Annotated in this window: 24 protein-coding genes and 1 pseudogene; 7 read left to right on the top strand and 18 right to left on the bottom strand. The window is 62.0% G+C overall.

Features of this window, described 5'->3' with window-relative positions; all coding sequences use genetic code 11:
- Window positions 1-106: 106 nt before the first annotated feature.
- Complete coding sequence (locus tag ABIE40_RS08215; RefSeq protein WP_199629458.1) at window positions 107-1375, top strand: GGDEF domain-containing protein; 1269 nt, start codon at window positions 107-109, stop codon at window positions 1373-1375.
- 2 nt (window positions 1376-1377) lie between these two features.
- On the opposite strand, the gene ABIE40_RS08220 is transcribed toward ABIE40_RS08215, so the two are convergent.
- Window positions 1378-2154, bottom strand: coding sequence for an SDR family NAD(P)-dependent oxidoreductase (locus tag ABIE40_RS08220; RefSeq protein ID WP_112711536.1), 777 nt, complete (start codon window positions 2152-2154; stop codon window positions 1378-1380).
- A 107-nt stretch (window positions 2155-2261) separates the two neighbouring features.
- Between ABIE40_RS08220 and ABIE40_RS08225 the strand changes: the two genes are divergently transcribed.
- On the top strand, window positions 2262-2846 hold the full coding sequence (locus tag ABIE40_RS08225) for a TetR/AcrR family transcriptional regulator (RefSeq protein ID WP_199629415.1): 585 nt from the start codon (window positions 2262-2264) through the stop codon (window positions 2844-2846).
- Between the two features lie 51 nt (window positions 2847-2897).
- On the opposite strand, the gene ABIE40_RS08230 is transcribed toward ABIE40_RS08225, so the two are convergent.
- Window positions 2898-3512, bottom strand: coding sequence for an FMN-dependent NADH-azoreductase (locus ABIE40_RS08230; RefSeq protein ID WP_112711538.1), 615 nt, complete (start codon window positions 3510-3512; stop codon window positions 2898-2900).
- 136 nt (window positions 3513-3648) lie between these two features.
- Here ABIE40_RS08230 and ABIE40_RS08235 point away from each other — a divergent pair, with 136 nt between their 5' ends.
- Window positions 3649-4611 (top strand): LysR family transcriptional regulator, encoded by a 963-nt coding sequence (locus tag ABIE40_RS08235; protein ID WP_199629414.1) that lies wholly within the window; start codon window positions 3649-3651, stop codon window positions 4609-4611.
- Window positions 4612-4647: 36 nt separating this feature from the next.
- Here ABIE40_RS08235 and ABIE40_RS08240 read toward each other — a convergent pair whose 3' ends face one another.
- The 4 genes from ABIE40_RS08240 to ABIE40_RS08255 all read right to left on the bottom strand — a co-directional run bounded on the left by ABIE40_RS08240 (window position 4648) and on the right by ABIE40_RS08255 (window position 8614).
- Entirely contained in the window at window positions 4648-6636 is a 1989-nt protein-coding gene (locus tag ABIE40_RS08240; RefSeq protein ID WP_199629413.1) for a bifunctional 2',3'-cyclic-nucleotide 2'-phosphodiesterase/3'-nucleotidase, read from the bottom strand.
- 140 nt (window positions 6637-6776) lie between these two features.
- Complete coding sequence (locus ABIE40_RS08245; protein WP_112711541.1) at window positions 6777-7112, bottom strand: PilZ domain-containing protein; 336 nt, start codon at window positions 7110-7112, stop codon at window positions 6777-6779.
- Window positions 7113-7198: 86 nt separating this feature from the next.
- The gene (locus ABIE40_RS08250; protein WP_199629412.1) at window positions 7199-8080 is read right to left on the bottom strand and encodes a DMT family transporter; all 882 of its coding nucleotides are present in this window, start codon (window positions 8078-8080) and stop codon (window positions 7199-7201) included.
- 72 nt (window positions 8081-8152) lie between these two features.
- A complete protein-coding gene (locus tag ABIE40_RS08255; RefSeq protein ID WP_199629411.1) occupies window positions 8153-8614 on the bottom strand; it encodes an Lrp/AsnC family transcriptional regulator in 462 nt (153 codons plus the stop codon).
- 157 nt (window positions 8615-8771) lie between these two features.
- Here ABIE40_RS08255 and ald point away from each other — a divergent pair, with 157 nt between their 5' ends.
- On the top strand, window positions 8772-9890 hold the full coding sequence (gene ald, locus ABIE40_RS08260; protein ID WP_199629410.1) for an alanine dehydrogenase: 1119 nt from the start codon (window positions 8772-8774) through the stop codon (window positions 9888-9890).
- 16 nt (window positions 9891-9906) lie between these two features.
- Here the strand turns inward: ald and ABIE40_RS08265 are convergent, their stop codons facing one another.
- The 5 genes and pseudogenes from ABIE40_RS08265 to ABIE40_RS08285 form a co-directional block, all read right to left on the bottom strand.
- The gene (locus ABIE40_RS08265; RefSeq protein WP_199629409.1) at window positions 9907-10407 is read right to left on the bottom strand and encodes a DUF1203 domain-containing protein; all 501 of its coding nucleotides are present in this window, start codon (window positions 10405-10407) and stop codon (window positions 9907-9909) included.
- Window positions 10408-10478: 71 nt separating this feature from the next.
- Window positions 10479-11039, bottom strand: coding sequence for a GNAT family N-acetyltransferase (locus tag ABIE40_RS08270; RefSeq protein ID WP_199629408.1), 561 nt, complete (start codon window positions 11037-11039; stop codon window positions 10479-10481).
- 5 nt (window positions 11040-11044) lie between these two features.
- Entirely contained in the window at window positions 11045-11914 is an 870-nt protein-coding gene (sseA, locus tag ABIE40_RS08275) for a 3-mercaptopyruvate sulfurtransferase (protein WP_199629407.1), read from the bottom strand.
- A gap of 43 nt (window positions 11915-11957) precedes the next feature.
- Window positions 11958-12696 (bottom strand): annotated as a pseudogene (locus tag ABIE40_RS08280) (alanyl-tRNA editing protein).
- A 6-nt stretch (window positions 12697-12702) separates the two neighbouring features.
- The gene (locus ABIE40_RS08285) at window positions 12703-13743 is read right to left on the bottom strand and encodes a cysteine synthase A (protein WP_199629405.1); all 1041 of its coding nucleotides are present in this window, start codon (window positions 13741-13743) and stop codon (window positions 12703-12705) included.
- 218 nt (window positions 13744-13961) lie between these two features.
- Between ABIE40_RS08285 and ABIE40_RS08290 the strand changes: the two genes are divergently transcribed.
- Window positions 13962-14612, top strand: a complete 651-nt coding sequence (locus ABIE40_RS08290) for a ChrR family anti-sigma-E factor (RefSeq protein WP_199629404.1) — start codon at window positions 13962-13964, stop codon at window positions 14610-14612.
- Window positions 14613-14712: 100 nt separating this feature from the next.
- Window positions 14713-15549, top strand: a complete 837-nt coding sequence (locus ABIE40_RS08295) for an SDR family NAD(P)-dependent oxidoreductase (RefSeq protein ID WP_199629403.1) — start codon at window positions 14713-14715, stop codon at window positions 15547-15549.
- Here the strand turns inward: ABIE40_RS08295 and ABIE40_RS08300 are convergent, their stop codons facing one another.
- The 6 genes from ABIE40_RS08300 to ABIE40_RS08325 all read right to left on the bottom strand — a co-directional run bounded on the left by ABIE40_RS08300 (window position 15550) and on the right by ABIE40_RS08325 (window position 22344).
- Window positions 15550-16884 (bottom strand): MFS transporter, encoded by a 1335-nt coding sequence (locus tag ABIE40_RS08300; RefSeq protein WP_199629402.1) that lies wholly within the window; start codon window positions 16882-16884, stop codon window positions 15550-15552.
- Window positions 16885-16893: 9 nt separating this feature from the next.
- The gene (locus ABIE40_RS08305; RefSeq protein WP_199629457.1) at window positions 16894-18153 is read right to left on the bottom strand and encodes an SAM-dependent methyltransferase; all 1260 of its coding nucleotides are present in this window, start codon (window positions 18151-18153) and stop codon (window positions 16894-16896) included.
- An 80-nt stretch (window positions 18154-18233) separates the two neighbouring features.
- Entirely contained in the window at window positions 18234-19082 is an 849-nt protein-coding gene (locus tag ABIE40_RS08310; protein WP_199629456.1) for a DUF1365 domain-containing protein, read from the bottom strand.
- 2 nt (window positions 19083-19084) lie between these two features.
- The gene (locus ABIE40_RS08315; protein ID WP_199629401.1) at window positions 19085-20431 is read right to left on the bottom strand and encodes an NAD(P)/FAD-dependent oxidoreductase; all 1347 of its coding nucleotides are present in this window, start codon (window positions 20429-20431) and stop codon (window positions 19085-19087) included.
- Window positions 20428-21879 (bottom strand): cryptochrome/photolyase family protein, encoded by a 1452-nt coding sequence (locus tag ABIE40_RS08320; RefSeq protein WP_199629400.1) that lies wholly within the window; start codon window positions 21877-21879, stop codon window positions 20428-20430. Before ABIE40_RS08320 ends, ABIE40_RS08315 begins: the two co-directional genes overlap by 4 nt.
- 153 nt (window positions 21880-22032) lie before the next feature.
- Complete coding sequence (locus ABIE40_RS08325; protein ID WP_199629399.1) at window positions 22033-22344, bottom strand: hypothetical protein; 312 nt, start codon at window positions 22342-22344, stop codon at window positions 22033-22035.
- A gap of 210 nt (window positions 22345-22554) precedes the next feature.
- Here ABIE40_RS08325 and ABIE40_RS08330 point away from each other — a divergent pair, with 210 nt between their 5' ends.
- Complete coding sequence (locus tag ABIE40_RS08330) at window positions 22555-22851, top strand: hypothetical protein (protein ID WP_199629398.1); 297 nt, start codon at window positions 22555-22557, stop codon at window positions 22849-22851.
- On the opposite strand, the gene ABIE40_RS08335 is transcribed toward ABIE40_RS08330, so the two are convergent.
- A complete protein-coding gene (locus ABIE40_RS08335; RefSeq protein ID WP_199629397.1) occupies window positions 22852-23082 on the bottom strand; it encodes a hypothetical protein in 231 nt (76 codons plus the stop codon).

A 23082-nucleotide genomic window follows, 5' to 3' on the forward strand; every position in this document is an offset into this window, starting at 1 on the left:
TGCTGCGAAAGGAATCGCAGGATCATTTCGTGGTTGTTGCAGCCCGTCCCAAGACCGGAATGAAGCGCCGCTGGCAGTTCTGCCAGGGCAGGGTTTCCGGCGCATGATAGAGGCCACCAATCTCGGTCTCTTCGTTCTTGAAGCTATCGGCTACTTCGGGCTGATGGTGACACTCCTGCATTTCCGTAATCGCCTCGGCCTCGGTGTGTTCGTCACCGCGCTCGGCGTCATGCATTTCATGGAAACCTATCTGGCGGCGGTCTTCTACGTGAACCTGCCGTTCGGCGTCGCGTCACCGGGTTCGTCGGTCTTCTTCGCCGGCAAGCTGATGATGATCCTGATGCTCTATCTGCAGGAGGATGCCTCGACAGTCCGCCAGCCGATCTACGGCCTGTTCATCGGCAACCTGCTGACGGTGGCGATCGCCTGGATCCTGCAGCTGCATCACACGATCGAGATGTCGCCGGGGAACGAGGCGGATTTCGGTTTCCTCAAGGAAATGGGATGGCTGATGATCTGGGGTACCGCCATCCTCTATCTCGATTCCATCGGCATCATCCTGCTCTATGAGAGACTCGGCCGCTACATCAAGCGCAAGGTCATCCTGCGCTTCATGATCTGCGGCTTCGTGCTGCTGACGTTTGACCAGGTCGGCTTCTTCGGCGGCCTGCATTATTTCCTCGGCGTGCCGCTGTCGGCCTTCTGGGATGGCTGGAAGGCGAAGATGTTCGCCGTCTGCGTCTACACCGTGCTGTTTGCGCTCTACGAGATCTACGTCCGCCGCGACGGCGTGCCGGCCGCCGCCCGCTCGATCAGCGACGTCTTCGGCGACCTGACCTTCCGCGAGCGCTACAACGATCTCCTCGACCGCACCGGCCGCGATATCCTGACCGGCGTCTATGACCGCAGCCGCATGGAGCTGGAAGCGCCGGTGATGATCCGCGAGGCGCAGCGCCAGGGTCTCTACGGCACCGTGATCATCATCGATGCCGACCACTTCAAGGATATGAACGACAATTTCGGCCACCTGCAGGGTGACGAGGTGCTCAAGGCGATCGCCGGGCGGCTCGGCACCATCCTGCGTTCAGCCGACCGCGTCTTCCGCTTCGGCGGCGAGGAATTCGTCGCCGTCTGCCCAGGGACGGATCACGAGGAAGGCCTGATTGTCGCTGAGCGGTTGCGCTGGACGATCGCGACGAGCGTCAAGACCCCCGATGGCAAGCCCGTCACCGTCAGCATCGGCGTCGCCACTGCCGACGAGGACGGCGTCAGCTTCACCACCGTTCTCGCTGCCGCCGACGACCGGCTCTACCAGGCAAAGAAAAGCGGCCGCAACTGCGTTGTCGGCCGCTCCGGTCTCGTCAAGGTCGGCTGATATCAGCCTTCACGGAACAGTTTCGCGCCTGAAGGCGCATTGGTCATGCCGCCATCGACGGTGATCTCGATCGCCGTGACATTCGCCGCATCGTCAGACGCCAGATAGAGCGCCGCCTTGGCGATCTCCTCGGCTTCGCTCATCCGGCCGAGCGCGCTGAGGCTGCCGAGCTTTTCTTCGAGAGCAGCACTCGCATCCGCCGTCGGCGCAAAGGGCGACCAGATCGGCGTCTTCGTGCCGCCGGGTGTCACCTGGTTGACGCGGATGCCGCGCGGGGCGAGTTCCGAGGCCATGGTGCGCGTCATGGCGCGGATCGCGCCCTTTGTGGCTGCATAGGCCGTCCAGCCCGGAGCGCCGAGCACGGCGTGAACCGAGCCGTTGAGAATGATCGAAGCGCCGTCATTGAGATGCGGCAGGGCGGACTGAACCGTGAAGAACACTGAGGTCAGGTTGGTACTGACGAAGCGCTCGAACTGTTCGAGCGACGTCTGGCCGAGCGGCGTGACGCCGCCGATGCCGGCATTGGCGAAGACGATATCGAACTTGCCGAACTTGGCGGCGGCTTCCTCGAAAGCCTTGTCGATCGCGGCAACATCGGTGAGCTCGAGCGAAATGGCGAGCACGCCATCGCCGAGCGTCTTGACGGCGGCGGCGAGCGTATCGGGGTTGCGGCCGGTGATGATCACCTTGGCGCCTTCGGCGAGAAAGACCTTGGCCGTTGCAAGGCCGATGCCGCTATTGCCGCCGGTGATCAGGGCGACCTTGTTCTTGAGACGCATGGGAGCACTCCTCTTGGAATTGACTGCGTTCTGGATTATGATTGAAATCCACAAATAGGATTATGAGTGTAATCCAGAATTGTCAAGCAGCATTGCGGGAGCGTCGCATGGGTCATTCGCAGGTCGAAAAACAGAAGACGCACGAGAAGATCGTCGAGATCGCTTCCCGCCGTCTCCGGGAAAAGGGTCTCGAAGGCATCGGCGTCGCCGACCTTATGAAGGAAGCGGGGCTGACGGTCGGCGGCTTCTACAAGCACTTCGAATCACGCGACCAGCTGGTTCGTGAGGCGATGCAGCTGGCCTTCGGCTCCTGGGAGGCGAAGGTTCGGGCCGAAGGCGTCGACCCGGCCGATATTCCCGTCAGCGCTTATGCGGCAACCTATCTCGGCGGGGATCATCGCGAGGGTGTTGGCGAAGGATGCCCGTTTGCGGCGCTGACGGCCGATCTCGCGCGCTCCGGCGACGAATGCCGGACGCTGGCGACCGATCAGTTGAAGACCAATGTCGGACGGATGACGGCGCGCATTTCCGGCGGTGACGAGGGGGATGCCGATGCACGCCGCAAGGCAATCATCCTCAGCGCGCTGATGACCGGTGCGGTCGGCCTGGCGCGGGTCGCCAATGACGAGGCATTCGCCGCCGAGATCTTGAAAACCGCCGAAAGCTTCGTCAACGACTTCGCCGGGAAATGAAAAAAGGCCGGTAATGAACCGGCCGTTTTCCTCGAATATGCGTTGCGCCGATTAGGCTGCGAGCGCGATCTCTTCGGCGCGAGCCTTGGCCGCACCGATTGCCTTTTCGGCAGCTTCCGGACCGAAGGCCAGGCCTTCGACATAGATGGTCTCGACATCGGCGATGCCCAGGAAGCCGAGAACCGACTTCAGGTACGGGACGGCGTGGTTCATGCCGGCGGCCGGACCCTGCGAATAGACGCCGCCCGAAGCCAGAACGACATAAACCTTCTTGCCGGTAGCGAGGCCGACCGGGCCGCTTTCCGTGTACTTGAAGGTACGGCCGGCGCGGGCAACGTTGTCGATCCAGGTCTTCAGCGACGAGTAGATGTTGAAGTTGATGAGGCCGGTGCCGATGACGACGGTGTCGGCGGCGAGCAGCTCGTCAACCAGCGCGTCGGAGGTCTTGACGGCTTCGGCTTCCTGCGCGGTGCGCTGGTCTGCCGGCTTGCGGATCGCGGCGGTGAAGAGGTCGTCGATATGCGGCAGCGGGTTGGCGGCGAGGTCGCGGCGAACCACGACGCTGCCTGCGTTCTGGGCGGCGATCTTGTTGGCGAGATCGGCAGCGATCGTCGTCGACAGCGATTCAGCACGCGGGCTGGAGGTCAGAAGAAGGATGGAAGACATGGCAGGCTCCTCATTTCGAATTGGGTTTGCCGCGGCTGTCGGGGGAGGTTCGCCGTGGCTTCGAGGAGAGAAATAGGACTGGCCTGCTATCGAAAAAACTGGGATAATATAGATCGAAACTATCGATGGATTAGATATGCTCCCGAACCCGACACTCGACCAGCTGCAGGTGTTTCTGACGGTCGCCGATACCGGCAGCTTCTCCGCCGCATCGCGCGTTCTCAACCGCGCGCAGTCCGTCATCAGCTACACGATCGCCAATCTGGAGGCGCAGCTGGAGGTCGAGCTTTTCGAGCGTTCCGGCGCCCGCCAGCCGAAGCTGACCAAGGCCGGCCACGCCATGCTGGCCGATGCGCGCCGGCTTGTCGCCGATCTCGAAGTCATGCGTGCCCGCGTGAAAAACCTGAAAGAGGGGCTGGAAGCCGAACTCTCGATCGCCATCAGCGTCATGGTGCCGTCGCAGGCCGTCGTGATGGTGCTGCGCGAGTTCCGCACCAAATTCCCGTCGGTGACTGTCAACCTGATGGTCGGCGAGCTCGGCGAAGTCATGAACATGGTGGCAACCGGGGAAGCGACCGTCGGCATCGGCGGCGCGCTTATGAAGCAGGACGATACGCTGGTTGCCGAGCGGATCGGCCATTCCTTCATGATTCCCGTCGCCGCACCCTTTCACCCGCTTGCCAAGCTCCGGAGGCCGTTGACGCTTTCGGATGTGCGCGAAGAGGTTCAGATGGTCGTGCGTGATACCTCTGGCATCACCAACGGGCGCGATTTCAACGTGCTCTCTTACCGCACCTGGCGGGTCAGCGACATCGCCATCAAGCACCAGCTGATTGCCGGCGGCCTCGGCTGGGGCGGTCTGCCTGCTTCGGTCTCACGCGACGATCTGAATTCCGGCAAGCTGGTGCAGCTCGATCTTCCGGCCTACGAGCAGGGCGAATATCCGATCTACAGCCTGCACAAGATCGCCAATCCCCCGGGACCAGCGACGGCCTGGCTGATCGACCGCTTCCGCAATCTCCTCTCCATGTGCCCGAGCCACAGTGAATTCCAGGAGCAGCTTGCCGCGCTGACCTCGATGCAGGAAGCGGCGGAATAGGCCGGCGTCGCCGCCGGCCCCGTTGTCGATCAAATCTCAGAGCACCAGCCGGAACTTGGCAAAGCCTTCAGCAGCGTCGCCGGCTTCCTCGATCTTGGCGCCCTTGACGTCGGCCATGAACTGTTTGGCCTTCTGTCCGCTTTCGAAGACGGCCGTGGTGCCGGGCAGGGACTTGAAGGTCCAGTTGCCGTCGGCAGACGGGTTGATCGTGCCCTGGTCGTGGATGAAGCGGACAATGACGTCGCGGTTCGTATCCGGCGCCTGGAACACCACCTTGTCGGCAGCGATGTCAGGGAAATGCCCTCCGCCGCCGGCGCGGTAATTGTTGGTCACCACCACGAACTTCTGCTGCGGATCAATCGGCTTGCCCTCGAATTGCAGGTTCTGGATCCGGTTCGAGCTCTCGTTGATCGCCTTACCGTCATTGTCGTATTTGCGCGGCTGCGAAAGGTCGATCTGGTAGGTGACGCCATCGATGACATCGAAATTGTAGGACGGGAATTCGTTGTTCAGCAGCGGAGCGTCCTTGGAGCCCGGCTTCACCTCGTTGAACATCCCGGCCGACATTTCGAGCCAGTTTTTCACCTGCTCGCCATTGATGACGACGGCCTGCACGGTGTTCGGATAGAGGTAGAGGTCGGCGACATTCTTGATTGCCACGTCGCCCGCGGGAACGTCGGTATAGTAGTCGGCACCGTTGCGGCCGCCCGCCTTGAAGGGGGCTGCTGCAGAGAGCACCGGCAGATCCTTGAACTCGGTATCGGCGAGCATCTGCTTGATGTACCAGGTCTGTGCCTGGCTGACGATCTGTACCGAGGGGTCATCGGCGACGAGTGAGAAGTAGGAATAGAGCGGTGCCGATGTCTTGCCGACGGGGGTGCGGACATAGGCGAGCGTCGCCTCATGCTCGGCCTTGGCCGCTTCCACCACTTCCTTCTTGTCGGCAACGTCGGCAATCACCTTCTTCTTGTCGTCGCGATGATAGATTGGCCGCGCCTCGGCGGTGAAATCGACGATCTTCCAGCTCTTGCCGTCCTTTTCGAGCAGCAGGTCGATCAGGCCGAGATGCGAGCCCCAGAAGCCGGCCATCACCGTCGGCTTGCCGTGCAGCGTGCCCTTGACCGGATCGGCATTGGCAATGCCGTCCCAAGTCTTCGGGCCGGGGAAGACCAGATGCTGGTGGCCGGTGAAGATCGCATCGATGCCGTCGACCGCGGCGAGATAGAGCGAGGCGTTCTCCATCTTCTCGGATGGTGCTGCCCCGTCGATACCGGAATGGGAAAGCGCGATGACGATATCGGCACCTTCCTCCTTCATGACAGGCACCCAGGCCTTGGCAGCCTCGACGATATCGCGCGTCTGCGCCTTGCCTTCGAGGTTCTTGATATCCCAGAGCATGATCTGCGGCGGCACGAAGCCGATGAAGCCGATCTTGACCGGGCTCTCGTTGCCGGCGCCGTCCTTGATCTGCTTTTCGACGATCATGTAGGGCTTGAAGAACAGGTCGTCCTTCTTGGGATCGGCGGCAAGCTGCCCCTTCGTCAGGTTGGCGCAGACGAACGGGAAGTTCGCGCCGCCGAGCACCTTGAACATGAAATCGAGGCCGTAGTTGAACTCGTGATTCCCGAGCGTGCCGACCGTGTAGCCGAGCGTGTTCATCGCCTTGATGACAGGGTGGACGTCGCCATCCTTCATACCGTGCTGATAGGCCATGTAATCGCCCATCGGGTTGCCCTGCAGCACATCGCCATTATCGATCAGCAGCGAATTGGCGGCTTCGGTGCGGATCGAATCGATGATCGTCGCGGTGCGCGAGAGGCCCATCGTGTCGTTCGGCTTGTCGGCGTAATAGTCGTAAGGGAAGACGTTGACGTGGATATCCGTCGTTTCCATCAGCCGGAGATGCGCCTGGTTGGCGGCAGCGCGGGCGGTGAAGGGATGGAGCAGGACGAGGGCCGAGGTGGCAGCGATTCCGCTCAGCAGAGACCTGCGGCTGATCGGGTGCAAATCGAGAATGGAAGACATCAAAACACTCCTTCAAAATCACGCAACGCCCAGCCCGTGGTCGAACGTAGAATGATTTGCACGGGAGTGCATCCGTAAAATGACAGTGGGCGCGCCCGTTCTGTCGAGCGCGCCCACTGCCGTTCAACTCTCTGTGTCGTCTAGCGCGCCAGCACCGGCTTCACGTCTCTGTGGAAGAAACGGAAGTAGGAGGCGACCTGGGCGCGGGCGTTGGAATTCGGGTCGAAGTGGATGCCGAGGCGGCCGTTGTGGCTCCAGCGGATGATGCCTTCGAGCGAACCGAGATCCTCGGCTTCGATGCGAACCCGGCTGCCGGATGCGGCGGCAACCGGTGTCCTGAGGTCGACGGCGATGCCTGTCGTCGACAGGTTGACGATACGGGCGTCGATCTCCTGGTTCAGGTAACGCAGCTTGCCGAAGAGACGGCAATACTTGCGCTCCGACTTGCGGGTGATGATGTTGAGATTGCGTTGCATGCAGGGTCTCCGAAAATATACTGCAGAGACCGTAGCAACGAAAAATTGAAATCCGTTTAGACTGTTCGATAAAATTGCGCGAAAATCTAATGCGCTTTTGCCGCCTGCCGCGAGACCACGTGTTCGCGCCAGATGGTGAAAATCCCGGCCGCCACGACGATGACGGAGCCGATCACCGTATTGAGGCTGATGCTCTCGCCGAAGATGGTGACGCCGAGGATCGAGGCATAGACGAGCTGCAGGTAGGTGAGCGGCTGAACGGCTGCTGCATCCAGCATGTCATAGGCGCGGATCAGGCAATAATGGCTGGAGATGCTGGTCATGCAAACCAGCGCCATCCAGCCCCAGTCGCCGGGCGACATCCATGTCCAGTAGAACGGCCCGATCAGGGTCATGGTGACGCCGCCGACGACGCCGGTATAGAAGAAGCTGGTCATAGATGAATCGTCGCGGGACACGAGGCGCGTGGCGATCACATAGAAGGCGAAGATGAAGCAGGAGACGATGGCGAGCAGCAGCTTCAGATCGAAGAATTCGCCTTCGGGCTTCAGGATCAGCAGCACGCCGAACAGCCCGGCGCCGATCGCCGTCCAGCGCCGCCATCCCACACGCTCGCCGAGGATCGGCATCGACAGCAGCGCAATGACGATCGGCGTTGCCGCAAAGATCGCCTGCGAATGCGCGAGCCCGATGACCGCGAAACAGGTGATGGCGAGCACCACCTGAACGGCGAGCAACACGCCGCGCGTCACCTGCAGCAGCGGGCGCTTGGTTTTTGCCGTCTGCCGGATGCCGCCGCGCATCTTCGACGCGAGAAGAATGCTGAACAGAGCAAAGGCCCAGTAGCGGATCATCGTCACGAAGATCGGCGGATAGAGGCCGCCGAGATGCTTGGAGATCGCATCCTGCGTCGAGAAGATCGTCAGCGCCAGGAGGACGAAGATATAGCCTTGCGTCTTGGATTTCATGTCTTGCCGTCAGGCGGAGGGAGCATCCGCATCGGCAAAACTTGGTCAGGATTCCCGATCCTTTGCAAGGTCTCAAAAGCCAACATTGGGTCGATCGAAGATTTCGCGCAGCGCAAAGCTGGAATTGATCTTCACCACATGCGGCAGCGCCGAAAGCCAGTCGCGATGAATGCGCTCGTAGTCTTCCAGATCGCGGGCGGCGACCCGCAGGATGTAGTCATACTCGCCCGACATCAGGTAGCAGACCAGCACGTTCGGGCAGCGCTTCACCGCCGCCTCGAATTCCGAGAGCGTCTTGGCGAACTGCCCTGAAAGCGAGATGTGGACGATGGCGATCATCTTGTATTCGAGCACCTTGTTGGAAAGGCGCGCGTGATAGCCGGCAATTGCGCCGTTCTTCTCCAGGATGTCGAGACGCCGCGAGCAGGCCGAAGCCGAGAGGCCGACCTTGCTGGCGAGTTCGGCGTTGGTGATCCGGGCGTTTGCTTGAAGTGCTCTCAGAATCGCAAGATCGATACTGTCGAGTTCTGACATTCGAAGAACCTTCGATTTGGTTTGATCAAACCGCACAATCTTCGAAAAATAGCTTTCAGGCAATGCCTCTTTGCAAGGACATTTCGTGGCGGCGGTGGTTGGATTTGTCCATTGAAAACGTCCCGCGCCAAGCGGGCATATATGAGAGGAACGCAGTATGCGTGTCGGTTGCCCGAAGGAAATCAAGAACCATGAATATCGTGTCGGTCTGACACCCGCTTCAGTTCGTGAATATGTCGCCCATGGCCACGAGGTCTGGGTCGAAACCAAGGCAGGCGCCGGCATTGGTGCCGATGACGCCGCCTATGTTGCCGCTGGCGCAAAGATTGCCGCCTCCGCCAAGGATATCTTCGAGAAGTGCGATATGATCGTGAAGGTCAAGGAGCCGCAACCCTCCGAATGGGCGCAGCTTCGCGATGGCCAGCTTCTCTACACCTATCTCCACCTCGCTCCGGATCCGGAGCAGACCAAGGGCCTGCTCGCCTCCGGCGTCACCGCGATCGCCTATGAAACCGTCACCGACGAGCGCGGCGGCCTGCCGCTGCTGGCGCCGATGTCGGAAGTTGCCGGCCGCCTGTCGATCCAGGCCGGTGCGACTGCGCTGCAGAAGGCCAATGGCGGCCTCGGCATCCTGCTCGGCGGCGTCCCCGGCGTTCTGCCGGCCAAGGTCGCGATCATCGGCGGCGGCGTCGTCGGTCTGCATGCTGCGAAGATGGCGGCCGGTCTCGGCGCCGATGTCAGCATCCTCGATCGGTCGCTGCCGCGCCTGCGCCAGCTTGACGATATCTTCGGCGGCCGCGTCCACACCCGCTATTCCAGCATCCAGGCGCTGGAAGAAGAAGTCTTCACTGCCGATCTCGTCATCGGCGCCGTGCTGATCCCGGGCGCTGCAGCACCGAAGCTCGTCACCCGCGAAATGCTCTCGGGCATGAAGAAGGGCGCCGTCATCGTCGACGTCGCGATCGACCAGGGCGGCTGCTTCGAGACGTCGCATGCGACGACGCATTCCGAGCCCACCTATGAAGTCGATGGCATTGTCCACTATTGCGTTGCCAACATGCCGGGCGCCGTTCCGGTTACTTCGGCCCATGCGCTGAATAACGCCACGCTCGTCCACGGCCTGGCGCTCGCCGATCGCGGCCTGCGCGCCATTGCCGAAGACAAGCACCTGCGCAACGGCCTGAACGTCCACAAGGGCCGCGTTACCTACAAGCCGGTCGCCGAGGCGCTGGGCTACGAAGCCTTCGCACCGGAAAGTGTACTTAACGTAGCGTAATTCCCATCGCGTTACGTTAGATGAAGGCGCCGGATTCCTTGTAATCCGGCGCCTTTTCTATGCGGCACTGGAAGCAGTTGTTGCGTGCCGAGCGAACATGCACATAGGCAATGTCGGCCCTTGCGAGCAGGCCACCGGCGTAAGCGGCAATCTCCCGCGTCGGCGTGACGGCGCCCGTTCCATAGACGATGCGGTTGTTCTCGCCATAGCCGCGCACGATATAGTCGCTGCTGCTCAGCGCCGGCGGCGCAATCTCTTCGGCGGCATAGCGCGCGCAGCGCTGCTTGTGCAGGAAGATCGGCCCGGTCTCGGCATAGGGCTGCATCTCCGGGAAGGGACGATAGGCAAAGACTAGCAGCTCTTCGCCCGCATCGATATTCCCAAGGCAGTGACGGCAGGGATGGCCCGGCCCATCGGAGACCATGGTCTCCGGCAGAAAGCCATAGGAATCGCTGCCGCCATTCCAGAGATGATCGGCGTCGGCAGTCGGCATTGCGGAAAAACGGATATCGGTCATGGCGGTCTCCTCTTGGGTTCCACCATGAAATGCGCCGATCGGGCGGCCGAAACCACCCGATTCCTGCGGGCTCAGCTTTTACGCGCGATCTCCAGCAATTCCTTGTCGCTCAGCGGCCGGACGATGCCGGTGCCGGTCGAAACCGGCGAGAAGCCGAACATCTGGTAGAGCTGCAGGGCGCGCGGATGGTCGAGATTGTTGGTGGTGGTCAGCACGCGCTTCGGGTTCAGCGTCCAGATCGCGTAGAGCGCCTGCAGCAGGAACCATTTGCCGATGCCGAGGCCGAGCGCATGCTCGATCAGGCCGAAATGCGACAGCTCGATCGTGTCCTCGTCCTGACAGAAATACTCGTAGAACCCGGCCGGCGCGCCGTTGACGTAGAGCACGCTGATATTGTTGCGCTTGTCGTGCAGCGCCGCTGTCAGTTCCTCGTCGCTCATCCGCAGGCGGTCGACCCATTGCCAGCGCGCGCCCACCTGCCGGTAGAGATGGCGGTAGAAGGACAGCGGGATCTCGCTGGTGCGCATGATTGCCGTCTGGATATTGACCGGCATTGGCAGGCTGCTCTTCGGCCGCGCCGTCATTTCAAGGCGGGTGATGTGGGCCGTCAGCGACGCTGGAGATTTCGCCATGCCACTCAAACCTTGATCGGATCAGCAGGGCCGGTGACGACGGGCGTGTCGTCTCGGCTGCCCCACTCGCTCCAGGAGCCGTCATAGAGCTTGTTGTCGCTATGGCCGAGTGATTCCAGCGCCAGCGTGATGATCGCTGCGGTGATGCCGGAACCGCAGGACGTGACGACGGGCTTCGACAGGTCGATACCGGCGTCCTCGATGGTCTGCTTCAGCTCGGGCAAAGACTTGAAACGGCCCTGCGTGGCGAAGGAGCCCGACGGCAGGCTGCGGGCGCCCGGCATATGGCCGGAGCGCATGCCGGCGCGGGGCTCGGGTTCGGTTGCCGCGAAACGGCCGGCGCTGCGGGCATCGGCGATCTGCAGTGCGCCGCTGGAAACGATGTCGCGCATCCGCTCGAGCGTTACGACACGGGCTTCGTCATAATTCGTCTTGAAGGTCGCGGCCGGGTAGGCGGGCATAACCGTTTCCAGCGCACGGCCCTCGGCCTTCCAGCCATCCAGGCCGCCGTCGAGCACTAAGACGTTCCTGGCGCCCATCACCCGGAACAGCCACCAGACCCGCGGCGAGGCGAACATGCCGATGCCGTCATAGACGACGATCCGGTCGTTTTCGCTGATGCCGAGCTTACCCACTTCGGTGGCGAACTGATCGGCCGAGGGAATGGTGTGCGGCAGGTTGGTGGAGTGGTCGGCGATCTTGTCCTGATCGAAACGGATCGCGCCCGGGATATGCCCAGCGGCATATTCGGCGTCGGCATCGCGCTTCTGCGCCGGGAGATAGAAGGAGGCGTCGAGGACGCGCAGATCCGGCTTTCCGAGTTCGCCCTGCAGCCAGTCGGCCGAAACCACGAAGCGGCTTTTCTCGTCACTCATTCCAATCTCCCTAGAATACACGGTCGCAGTCGCGGGGACTGCCTTACGCCTCGTCGCCGGGAGCGCCGAAGCGAATGCGGAAGCGGCGGTTTTCCTTGCCCTTCTTCTCGATCTTGGCGATGTGAATTCTGACCGACTTCCTGCGTTTCGGACACATGTGTGCCGCCGCAGGGCTGGCTGTCAATTGAAGAGTTCTCGCCGATGCAGACGAGGCTGACGCGCCCGAGGCCCATTGGCGGGCGGACGTTCTTCGACTTGACGATACCGGGGTTGGCCGCAAGCTCTTCGTCCGTGATCCATTGCAGGTAGACGGGATGGTTCTGGCTCACCAGTTCCATCATCTTCGCCGTCACCTCGTCCTTGTCGATCGTCTCGCTCATGTCGAAATCGACGCGGCTTTCGTCCTCGCCGACGGCGGCACCGGTGATCGGGTAGGAGCAGACGACGGAGAGCAGGTGGCAGGCGGTGTGCATGCGCATCAGCTTGTAGCGGCGCGGCCAGTCGACGTGCAGCACCAGCTTCTCACCGATATCGGGACGCTGCTCACCCTCGAGCGCCACGTGGATGACGATATCCTTGGTGGCGCCGTGCTTCGTCTGCCCCAGCGCTATCTTCGAGCCATCGGCGCGTTCCAGGAAGCCGGTATCGCCCGGCTGCCCGCCCGATGTTGCATAGAAGCAGGTCTGATCCAGCTCGATGCCCCCGTCTTCGTGAACGGCGGTGACGACCGCCTCGCATGTCGAAAGGTAGAAGTCGTCACGATAGAGGGCATTGACTGGCATCGGGTCTCACGCTGCAGGTTCGTAGGGTATCTTGAGGTCGCTCGACGATTTGATGAAGGAGGGGACCGGCAGGCCCTTGGACTTCAGGAAATCGGCGTTGAAAAGCTTCGACTGGTAGCGGTTGCCATAATCGCAGAGGATCGTCACCACGGTGTGACCCGGGCCGAGATCTTTCGCGAGATGCACCGCGCCGGCAATGTTGATGGCGCTGGAGCCGCCGAGGCAGAGGCCTTCGTGCTCGACCATGTCGAAGACGTAGGGCAGGGCTTCCGCATCGCTGATCTGATAGGCGAAGTCGGGCGCAAAGCCTTCGAGATTGGCGGTGATGCGGCCCTGGCCGATGCCTTCGGTGATCGAGTTGCCGGAGGATTTCAGTTCGCCGTTCTTATAGAATTCGTAGAGGGCTGCACCTTCAGGATCGGCAAGTCCGATCTTGATATCCTTGCTGAAGCCCTTGAGGCCGGCCGCTACACCGGCGAGCGTCCCGCCGGAGCCGACGGCGCAGATGAAGCCGTCGATCTTGCCGTCGGTATCGCGCCAGATTTCCTTGGCGGTGGTCTCGATATGCGCCTGGCGGTTGGCGACATTGTCGAACTGGTTGGCCCAGACCGCGCCGTTCGGCTCGCTCTTCGCCAGCTGTTCGGCCAGACGCCCGGAGACCTTGATGTAATTGTTCGGGTTCTTGTAGGGCACGGCAGGCACTTCGACGAGCTCGGCGCCGAGTAGCTTCAGCGCGTCCTTCTTTTCCTGGCTCTGCGTCTCAGGAATGACGATGACGGTGCGGTAGCCGAGCGCCTTGGCAACGACGGTGAGGCCGATGCCGGTATTGCCGGCGGTGCCTTCGACGATGACGCCGCCCGGCTTCAGCAGGCCCTTCTTTTCCGCATCGCGGATGATGTAGAGCGCGGCGCGATCCTTCACCGACTGGCCGGGATTGAGGAATTCCGCCTTGCCGAGAATGGTGCAGCCGGTCGCTTCGGAAGCGCCCTTGAGCTTGATGAGCGGGGTGTTGCCGATCGCCTCGATCACGGAGGGGTAGAAGGTCATGGAATCTGCCTCTTTGGAGCTCTTACTGTAAGAACGGTCTTTTCCCTTCACAAGGCAGGGTTGGCAAGAAATGCTATTCCACGCCTTCGCCCGCGCCGGTAAAATTAGTCTTCGTCTTGAGGAAGTCCCGCAGTCCGCCCAAAAGTGGCAGGTGATCCGAAGATTGACTTTCGGCGTATGCACGACGACAAAGCAAACGCGGAACGCAGGAAAAAGGCGTGGCCGAACCCGACATGGTTCACGAGCATATCGACACGGTCGATGCATTGATGGCGCATTATGTCGCCGGTTCTTTACCTGAACCGGCGCGGGTTCTCGTGCAATCTCATCTTGAAATTAAGCCGGATAACCGTGCCCTGGTTCAGGATCTGGAACTGCTGGCAGGTGAAGCGCTCGAGGATACGGCGGGCACGCCGATAACCGGCCGCGACGAACGCCTCGCCGCGATCTTCGCTTCAAGCGCGCCGGCAGGCGCGACAAAGGATAAGCAACAGGGCGTCTTTCCGCGCCCGATCCGCGATCTCGTCGGCTTCGATGCCGATACGGTGCCGTGGAAGACGAAGCTGCCGGGCTTCAAGGAATATTCCGTCGATATCGACGGCTGCGAGGTCAGCCTGATGTGGATCCGGCCGGGCCGCGCGCTTCCCGCGCATACCCACAAGGGCATGGAGCTGATACTCATCCTCGACGGCGCCTTCGTCGACGAACGCGGCCGTTTCGGCCCGGGTGACATTTCCGTCGCCGACGAGACCCTCAACCACCGCCCGGTCGCCGAAAAGGACCGTCCCTGCATCGCTTTCTCGGTGCTTGATGCGCCGATCAAGCTCACCGGTTCCTTCCGCCAGCTGATCGGCGACCTGATCGGCTGAAAGCAGCCACATTAGCGTGATAGAGGCTTGAATCCGGGAGGCAGTGAGGAACTTCCGGACATGGTTTCGTGTTGAATCTGAAGTTCCGGAGGATTGCATCATGCGCGATTTCATTGCCCGCCCCGAACACGGCATCGTCTGGATTACCGGTGCAAGCTCGGGAATCGGGCGCGCGCTGGCACTGAAGCTCGCAGGCGAGGGCTACAAGGTCGCCGTGACCGCCCGGGATCATGAAAAACTCGCCGATCTCCAGGCCGAGGTGAACGGTCTTTCCGGCAGCATCATCGTGCTCGACGGCGATGTGACCGACCCCGAAGACATGGAACATGCCTTTGCCTCGATCGAATACGAGCACGGCGCTCTCGCCATGGCGATCTTCAATGCCGGCGTCTACCTGCCCGTCCATGCCGAAGATCTCAATCGCGACGATTTCGAGAAGACCTTTGCCGTCAACCTGTCGGGCGTCGTCAACTGCCTGGTCCCCGCCGTCCGGCACATGAAGGCAAAGGGGCAGGGCCAGATCGCCATCGTCTCCTCGGTCACCGGATATGGTGGCCTGCCGACGAGTGCAGCCTACGGTGCCAGCAAGGCGGCGTTGATCAATATGGCCGAGAGCCTGAAATTCGATCTCGACAAGATGGGCATCCGCATCCAGGTCATCTGCCCCGGCTTCGTCGATACGCCGGCGACACAGAAGAACGAATTCCCGATGCCGTCGCTGATTTCGGTCGATGAAGCCGCCAGCGAAATCGCCGCCGGGCTCAAGTCGCAATCCTTTGAGATCAGCTTCCCGAAGCGCTTCACCTATCAGCTGAAGCTGCTGGGTATGCTGCCCTACAGCCTGTATTTCTGGCTGCTGAACCGCTCGACGGGATGGCGCGAACGGCCGCTCGTCAAGCATGGTCACCATCCGGCGACACCGCATCCTGCGGAGTGATCAGCGGTTCTCGATCCGCTGGCGCAGTTCTCGATGCTTCGCCTCGTCGAGCGGGAAATTCCACATCAGGGCGACGGCCGCGAGTTTCAGCGCAATCGGTAGCCAGGCATAGATGATGGCAAGCGCCGTCAATGCGTCTGGCGCATTTGCCATGCCTTTGGAAGCGTCGAAGCCGAAACCGGCGAGCGCCGGAAAGACCAGCCCGACCCCGGCCGCAAGCGACGCCTTGGTCGCGAGCCCCCAGGCCGCGAAATAGAGGCCGCTGCGCTGCTCACCGGAATTGGCGGTATCCTCATCGATGACATCGGCCTGCATTGCCGGCGGCAGCGACAGGTCGAAACCGAGCATCAATCCTGTGAGCACGCAGATAGAGGCGAAGGCATAGATCGCGCCGGGCTGCAGAAGCGGTGCGGCGGCGAAGACCGCGCAGGCGGCAATCATCGCCATGCACCATGCGCGGTGCTTGCCAAGGCGTCTTGCGGTCAGCGTTGCCAGCGGCACGCCAGCAATACCGGAGAGAAAATAGAGAAACAGCAGCGGCCCGCGCGCTTCGGGCATCCCGAGCCGGTCGGAAACGAAATACAGGAACAGCGTTGCCGGTATGCCGTTGGCAAAGCCATTCAGGAAATAGGCGGCGAGCAGGCGGATGAACGGCCGGTTCGCCGCGAGATAGCCAAGCCCTTTGCGTAGTCCGACGATCGCGGCCGTATGCTCCGCCGGTTCAGATACCTTGGCGACCGCTAGTGCGCCCGTGAGCGGCAGAGCGATGGCAACGATGATGCCGAGCACGGCAAGCCCCGAAAGCCTGCCCGGCGGATCAAGCCCGATCGCGAAGGGCACGACGATGGCGATCAGCGTGCCCACCAGCGTCGTTCCCTCCCGAAGTGCGGCCAGCGAGGTGCGTCCGGTATAGTCGCTGACGAGTTCCGCACCCCAGGCGGAATAGGGAACGGTCGCGAGCGTAAAGCCGAGGGAGAGAACGCAGCCCCAGAGGCCAAGCCAGAGGACGCCCGCGCCCGCAGGCGGCGCATAGAGCGCCAGCGCCGATATAGCGGCCACCGGCAATGCCAGCGCAAACAAGAAGCGTCTGCGCCCCATTGGCGGCCGGTAGCGATCGGCAATCACGCCGATCACGGGATCGCAGACGGCATCGAAAATCCTGACCAGCAGCAGCGTCAAACCGACAGCCGCCAGCGGCAGGCCGAGCGTCTCGGTGTAATAGGTGGGCACGACGGCATAGAGCGGCAGGCCCAGGGCTGCGAGCGGGGCGGCGGGAAGAGCGTAGGCGAGGCGCGTGCCGGGTGTCACATTCTCGCTCTGCCGCGGCTTTCCCATCCGTAGCCGTCAGCTGCGCGAGAAGACGACCTGGCGGACGTCGATATTCTTCGCCCGGAAACCCGCCTCGCAATAGAAGAGATAGAATTCCCAGAGCCGCTTGAAGCGATCGTCGAAGCCGAGCGGCCGCACGCGCTCCCAGACGTTCCAGAAGCGCTCGCGCCATTCGGCGAGTGTACGGGCATAGTCGAGCCCGAAGCCGAAATCCTTGACTATCGACAGTTCGACCTTGCGCCCGAGTTCGGCGAGATGATCCGGCGTCGGCAGCATGCCGCCGGGGAAGACGTATTTCTGGATGAAATCAGGATTGCTGCGATACTGGTCGAAAGCCTCGGGCTTGATGGTGATGATCTGCAGCCCGGCCTTGCCGCCCGGCTTCAGGCATTCGCGCAGCTTGGAGAAATAGGCCGGCCAGTATTTCTCGCCGACCGCCTCGAACATCTCGATCGAGACGATCCGGTCGTAGAGGCCCTTCTCGTCGCGGTAATCCTGGAAGCGCAGATCGACGCGATCGGAAAGACCGGCCTTTCGGATGCGCTCCTGCGCGAAAGCCAGCTGCTCGCGGCTGATCGTCAGCCCGGTCACCTTGCAGCGCATTTCGCTCGCAGCAAACTCGGCAAACCCGCCCCAGCCGCAGCCGATCTCCAGCACGTGATCGCCCGGCCGGATGCCGGTCGCTTCGGCAAGCGCCCGGTATTTGGCATTCTGCGCCGACTGCAGATCGTTGGCGCCGGTGGAATAGAGTGCCGACGAATAGGTCATCGTCGGATCGAGCCACTGCTTGTAGAAGTCGTTGCCGAGATCGTAATGCGCCGAGATATTGCGCTTCGAGCCCTTGCGGGTATTGGCGTTCATCCAGTGCCGGACGCGCTCGACGACGCGCATGATGCCCTGCTTGCCGTTGAAATGCCTGTCCGCCGATTCACTGTTGATCAGGAAAAGCTCGAGGAAAGCCGTGATATCGGGGCTCTGCCAGTCGCCATCCATATAGGTTTCGGCAACGCCGATCGTTCCGCTGTTCATCGCCCGGCTGGCGAGGTTCCAGTTGTTCAGCCTCACGGCCGCCTGCGGTCCCTCGACGCTGCCCCTGATCAGGGCCTTGCGTCCATCCGGAAGTTCGATCGCCAGCGCGCCGTGCTGCATCTGTAGAAGACCGCGGAGCGCCAGCTTCGCCTTGAGCGGCAACCCCTTCGTGAAGCGCCCGACATTCTCGGCCGTCAGCGCCACCGCGCCGCGGGCAAAGGAATTCCAGTCTTCTGCAGTCATGATCGGCTCCTCCAGCCTCTTAGCCGGTTAAGGACAGCGATTGCATGAGCCAGCCCCCCCGGCATTTGTAGAGAACGCTAATGTCATTCAGCAGCTTCTGCAATATGCCGCGGACGGCGCACACTCACCGGTGGCGGGGGAGCCGGGCGGGAGATGTATTTGGCACCCTTGATCCAGAGTTTCAGCGCCTCCCAATGGATGCCGGCAACGATCTTGAAGGTCAGGAACGGGATGCGCGCCGTCAGCCGCGCCAGCGCCCGGCTGGTAAGCAGCACCTTCTTCCCCGAGAAGGTGGCAGCGAGAAGCGGCCCTTCCGCATCGGTCTCCAGAATACGCCAGCGGAGCTCGTTGCCGGGCGGCAGCATGCGGAAGTGATAGTCCATATCCATGCCGATGAAGGGCGAGACATGGAAAAGCTTGCCGCAGCTCTGGCGCAGGCCGCTGTCAGTCAACTCGCCTGGTATCACCGGGCAGACATAGGTGTGCCGCTCGCCGAAGGTATTGCGCACTTCGTAGATGAGAGCGATCAGATCATCGGCTCCGTCATAGGCGTAATAGACGGAGAGCGGGTTGAAGACGTAGCCGAGGATGCGCGGATAGCAGACGAGCAGGATGCGTGCCGCGCGTTCCGCAACTCCGGCATCCGCGAGCAGCCCGTCGGCATAGGTCCGCAACGCGACAGCAGCATCGCCGGTGTGATCGGCCTCATGAAAGGAAATGAGGTTGCGGCCATTGACCGAGAAGAGCGGCGAGAGACCGTCAGCCTCATCGAGACGGTCGAGATCAACCATCAGCGAGAAGACGCTGTAGCGGAACCGGTGGCCGAACGGCTTCATCCGCTGGTGCATGACATGGCCGCAATAGAGCACGGCAGGCGCGTCGGGTGGCGGACCGTTCCGCTCCATGCTGGCACCAGAACTCTGCGGCCGCATCGTCACGCAACGGCCTCCAGGAGAGGGGCGCGGGAGGAGGCTCCGGTAGTCCGCCAGGGAATGACCCCGCCCAGAGCCTCTGCCGCCGCCAGGCCGGATACGAGCCCGTCCTCATGGAACCCGTAGCCGGTCCAGGCGCCCGCGAAATAGCAATTGTTCTTGCCCTGGATCGCCCCGATCTCCTGCTGCGCCTTCATGCCATCGGCGGAGAATTGCGGGTGCTCGTAGCTGAACTCGGCAAAGACCTTGGAAGGATCGGGCTCGCGGTCCGGGTTGAGCGTCACGAACAGCGGCAGTTTTTGGTCGATCCCTTGTAGACGGTTCATCCAGTAGCTAACGGCGACATCGGCCCGGCCATCCTCCTGGCTGGAGCGCAGGTAGTTCCAGGAGGCCCAGACCTTCTGCCGCTTCGGCATCAATGCCGTGTCGCGATGCAGCACGACCCGGTTCGGCTGGTAGGGAACCGCGGCGAGCAGCCGCTTTTCGCGGTCGCTGGCATCGACGAGCATCCGCGCCGTCTGGTCGCTATGCGAGGCGAAGATCACCTTGTCGAAATGCTGCTCGTTGCCGCTCTCGTCGATGACGGTCGCGCCATTGGCATGCCGCATCACCCCGCGCACGCCGCAGGAAAGCTTCAGGCGGCTGCCGAGCGGCGCCAGCAGCTTTTCGAGATAGTTGCGGCTGCCGCCAGTCACCGTGCGCCACTGATGCTGCTTGCTGTAGATCAGCCGGTGATTGTCGAAGAAATTGACGAAATGCTCGGCCGGGAACTGCAGCATCCGCTGCGACGGCGTCGACCAGATCGCTGCCGCCATCGGCACCAGATAATTGTTGGTGAACCCCGGCGAGAAACCGCGCCAGTCGAGATAGTCGCCGATCGAGCGCGAGGCGAGGTGGCCGGCCGCCCGGTCTTCGAGGCAGGTCCGGTTGAAGCGCAGGATCTCGCGGATCATCAGCAGGAAGGAGGGACGCAGCAGGTTGCGCTTCTGGGCGAATAGCGAGGAGAGCCCGCAGCCGCTCCATTCGAGGCGGCCCTGATCCAGCGACAGCGAGAAGCTCATGTCGCTGGCATGCGTGGCGACGCCGAGTTCGGCAAACAGCGCGGTCAGATTGGGATAGCAATGTTCATTATAGACGATGAAGCCCGTGTCGACTGAAACAGGCTGTCCATCATAGTCGATATCGACCGTTGCCGTGTGCCCGCCGGGCCGGTTGCTCTTTTCGAACAGCGTGACGTCATGCACCGGGTTCAGCGCCCAGGCAGCCGATGCCCCGGATATTCCCGAGCCGATGACGGCGATCTTCAAGCGGCTTTCGGGCGGCCGGGCGAGATGAAAATGCGCGTTCATGCAGCGTCCTTTATGGCGTTATAGGCCTTCAGCGCCCGGTCGCGGGCCTTGGCGTGATCGACGATCGGTTTCGGGTAGGTCTCGCCGAGCACGATGCCGGCCTTTTCAAGCACGGCCGCCGGCGCCTCGAAGGGGCGGTGGATATATTTGTTGTCGAGCTTTGCGAGCTCCGGGACGAACTCCCGCACATAATCTCCATCGGGATCGAATTTCTCGCCCTGGAGGATCGGATTGAATATCCGGAAGAACGGCGAGGCATCAGCGCCCGATCCCGCCACCCATTGCCAGTTGGCGGCATTGCTTGCCGGATCGGCATCGACGAGCGTGTCGCGGAACCATTTCTCGCCGCGCCGCCAGTCGATCATCAGGTCCTTGATCAGGAACGAGCCGGTGATCATTCTGACGCGATTGTGCATGATCCCGTGACGCCAGAGCTGGCGCATGCCGGCATCGACGATCGGGTAGCCGGTCAGGCCACGCGTCCAGGCTTTGAAATGTCCCTTGTCATTATGCCATTCGAAGCCGTCGAAACGGTCGTTCCAGTTGGCATAGGGAAGCTTCGGGAAATGGAAGAGCAGGTGGTAGCAGAACTCGCGCCAGGCAAGCTCCTTGCGGAAATGCACGAGATCGTCTGACGGTACCCGCTTGGAGAGACCGCGCGTCGCCTCCCAGATTCGCGCCGGCGAGATTTCGCCGAGTGCAAGATGCGGCGAGAGCATCGAGGTCGCGGCAACCGACGGGAAATCGCGATCCCTCTTGTAGCCGTTCAGCCGCTCGTCGACGAAATCCTGCAGCTTCTCCAGCGCCGCATCTTCGCCCGGCGTCCAGATATCGCTGAATTCCGATGCCCAGTCGGGCTTGAGCGGCAGCAGCTTCCAGGAGGCGAGGGGCTCCGAATGCGGCCAATGGCTGGGGAAAGAGAATTTCTTCGGTGCATCGAGCGGATGCGGCGGCTCGCCCGAGCCTTCGAGTGCCCGCCAGAACGGCGTGTAGACGCGATAGGGCGTACCGCCGCCGGTCTTCAGCTTCGAAGGCTCATGCAGCAGCTGCCCGGCAAAGCTGCGCGCCTCGACGGCCTGCCGCTCCAGCTCGTGCTTGATCCTCATATCGACGGCAATGCCCGGCGGATCGTAGCGCCGGTTCCAGAGCACCGTCTCCGCGCCGGTGGATTTGACCAGCGCCTGGAGCACCTCCAGCGCATTTCCTGTGATCAGCACCAACCTGCCGTGGTGCTTGTGCAGCGAGGTCTCCAGCGCCTCCAGCGAATGGTGCAGCCACCATGCCTGGGCCGAACCCAAAGGCCCGTTGCCCGACGTTTCAGGCTCGCGGATATAAAGGGGGATAATCGGGCGGCCGGAGGCGCAGGCTTCGTGCAGCGCGTGATTGTCGTCGAGACGCAAATCCTTGCGAAACCAGAGAATAACCGGTTTTTCCGCTGCCTTCGCCAATGCTTTCGTTCCCTGTCCCGTTCTTTTGGTCTGCTACGTATCTACGGTAGGCTTGGATCAAAAGTTTCAGTTGGGAAGACAGTTTTATTCGCCTTGCCGCGCACATGAAAAAGGCCGGTGAGAACCGGCCTTTTCGCTTGGCTGATCCGGAGATCAGTTGTCGTATTCGCGGCAGCGCTCGCTGATCGAAGCGCCGCCCTGGCCGGCGCGACTATCCACACCCTGGCCCTGACGCGGCATGTTCGGGCATTCCAGAACGCCGCGGGGCTCCGCAATGCTCTGTGTCGTTGTCGGATCGACGCGCTCGATGCGGACAGGATGGGAGCCGTTGCTGTCGTTGCTCGCGTCAGAAGAATAGAGCGGCGCATCGGGCGCCGTGGTGTCGTAAGCCGGTGCCGACTGGGCGAAGGCCGGAGCGGCAAGGCCGAGGGCGAGCAGCGAGGCTGCGGCAAATGTCTTACGCATGGAGAAACTCCTCCTTGGTCTGCTTTTTCTCTAGGGGTGACAGAAACGGAACCCGCGGGCCGCGTCATTGTTCCGAACTTTCCCGCAGAGGTTTCAGGCGCCGCAGGGCAGCGTGGTTACGCGTAAACCTTAACAGGCAAAGCCGCTGGCAGACGCGTCTGGGCGCCGCTAGGAAGCCCTCAGCCGCATGATGCAGTGCCGGGGTCTCCAATGGTCATTTCTTTTTTCGAAGCAGCGGATATGTCGTTCAAGGCAGCCCTGTCGGTCGCCGTGACGATCGGCGGCATGATGGCCGCCACCGCGATGCTGAAGACCGAGGCGACGGAGACCACCCGCCTCGACCTTTCCCGGCCGGTCCTCTGGCCGTCCGAGCCGACACGGGTGCCCGCACCCTTCCGCTTCGCCGCCAATGATCCGGCGCAGGTCGCCGCCGATGCCGGAGCCGCCTGCGTCAGCAATATCGGCCTCAGAATCGATTGCGACCTGATCGGCGCCTCGGCGCTCTGATCACAGGTTGCCGCCATCCTTGTAATAGCTTGGGTATTGCACGAATTCAGGATCGCGGCCGTCCGCGCGCTCTTGCGTGCCGTCAGCCTCATCTGCGGGCTTCGTATAGCCGTGGCTGATCAGCCAGTCCTTGACGATATGGCGCATCGCCCGGTCGCGGTCGGTGATACCGAACTCCCGCATGAAGGCGTGGAGCGCCTGCTCGCAACGTTCTGAAAAGTCATCTGCCAT

The sequence above is a fragment of the Rhizobium sp. OAE497 genome (assembly GCF_040546565.1).
Classification (GTDB): Bacteria; Pseudomonadota; Alphaproteobacteria; order Rhizobiales; family Rhizobiaceae; genus Rhizobium.

What these genes read in the sequence shown, in the direction of transcription:
- ABIE40_RS08225 (WP_199629415.1), top strand. Translation starts at nt 2,262, where the DNA reads ATGGGTCATTCGCAGGTCGAAAAACAGAAGACGCACGAGAAGATCGTC.
- ABIE40_RS08325 (WP_199629399.1), bottom strand. Translation starts at nt 22,344, where the DNA reads ATGCGTAAGACATTTGCCGCAGCCTCGCTGCTCGCCCTCGGCCTTGCC.
- ABIE40_RS08315 (WP_199629401.1), bottom strand. Translation starts at nt 20,431, where the DNA reads ATGAACGCGCATTTTCATCTCGCCCGGCCGCCCGAAAGCCGCTTGAAG.
- ABIE40_RS08295 (WP_199629403.1), top strand. Translation starts at nt 14,713, where the DNA reads ATGCGCGATTTCATTGCCCGCCCCGAACACGGCATCGTCTGGATTACC.
- ABIE40_RS08270 (WP_199629408.1), bottom strand. Translation starts at nt 11,039, where the DNA reads ATGGCGAAATCTCCAGCGTCGCTGACGGCCCACATCACCCGCCTTGAA.
- ABIE40_RS08310 (WP_199629456.1), bottom strand. Translation starts at nt 19,082, where the DNA reads ATGCGGCCGCAGAGTTCTGGTGCCAGCATGGAGCGGAACGGTCCGCCA.
- ABIE40_RS08265 (WP_199629409.1), bottom strand. Translation starts at nt 10,407, where the DNA reads ATGACCGATATCCGTTTTTCCGCAATGCCGACTGCCGACGCCGATCAT.
- sseA (WP_199629407.1), bottom strand. Translation starts at nt 11,914, where the DNA reads ATGAGTGACGAGAAAAGCCGCTTCGTGGTTTCGGCCGACTGGCTGCAG.
- ABIE40_RS08245 (WP_112711541.1), bottom strand. Translation starts at nt 7,112, where the DNA reads ATGCAACGCAATCTCAACATCATCACCCGCAAGTCGGAGCGCAAGTAT.
- ABIE40_RS08230 (WP_112711538.1), bottom strand. Translation starts at nt 3,512, where the DNA reads ATGTCTTCCATCCTTCTTCTGACCTCCAGCCCGCGTGCTGAATCGCTG.
- ald (WP_199629410.1), top strand. Translation starts at nt 8,772, where the DNA reads ATGCGTGTCGGTTGCCCGAAGGAAATCAAGAACCATGAATATCGTGTC.
- ABIE40_RS08330 (WP_199629398.1), top strand. Translation starts at nt 22,555, where the DNA reads ATGGTCATTTCTTTTTTCGAAGCAGCGGATATGTCGTTCAAGGCAGCC.
- ABIE40_RS08220 (WP_112711536.1), bottom strand. Translation starts at nt 2,154, where the DNA reads ATGCGTCTCAAGAACAAGGTCGCCCTGATCACCGGCGGCAATAGCGGC.
- ABIE40_RS08250 (WP_199629412.1), bottom strand. Translation starts at nt 8,080, where the DNA reads ATGAAATCCAAGACGCAAGGCTATATCTTCGTCCTCCTGGCGCTGACG.
- ABIE40_RS08300 (WP_199629402.1), bottom strand. Translation starts at nt 16,884, where the DNA reads ATGGGAAAGCCGCGGCAGAGCGAGAATGTGACACCCGGCACGCGCCTC.
- ABIE40_RS08335 (WP_199629397.1), bottom strand. Translation starts at nt 23,082, where the DNA reads ATGGCAGATGACTTTTCAGAACGTTGCGAGCAGGCGCTCCACGCCTTC.
- ABIE40_RS08285 (WP_199629405.1), bottom strand. Translation starts at nt 13,743, where the DNA reads ATGACCTTCTACCCCTCCGTGATCGAGGCGATCGGCAACACCCCGCTC.
- ABIE40_RS08235 (WP_199629414.1), top strand. Translation starts at nt 3,649, where the DNA reads ATGCTCCCGAACCCGACACTCGACCAGCTGCAGGTGTTTCTGACGGTC.
- ABIE40_RS08255 (WP_199629411.1), bottom strand. Translation starts at nt 8,614, where the DNA reads ATGTCAGAACTCGACAGTATCGATCTTGCGATTCTGAGAGCACTTCAA.
- ABIE40_RS08240 (WP_199629413.1), bottom strand. Translation starts at nt 6,636, where the DNA reads ATGTCTTCCATTCTCGATTTGCACCCGATCAGCCGCAGGTCTCTGCTG.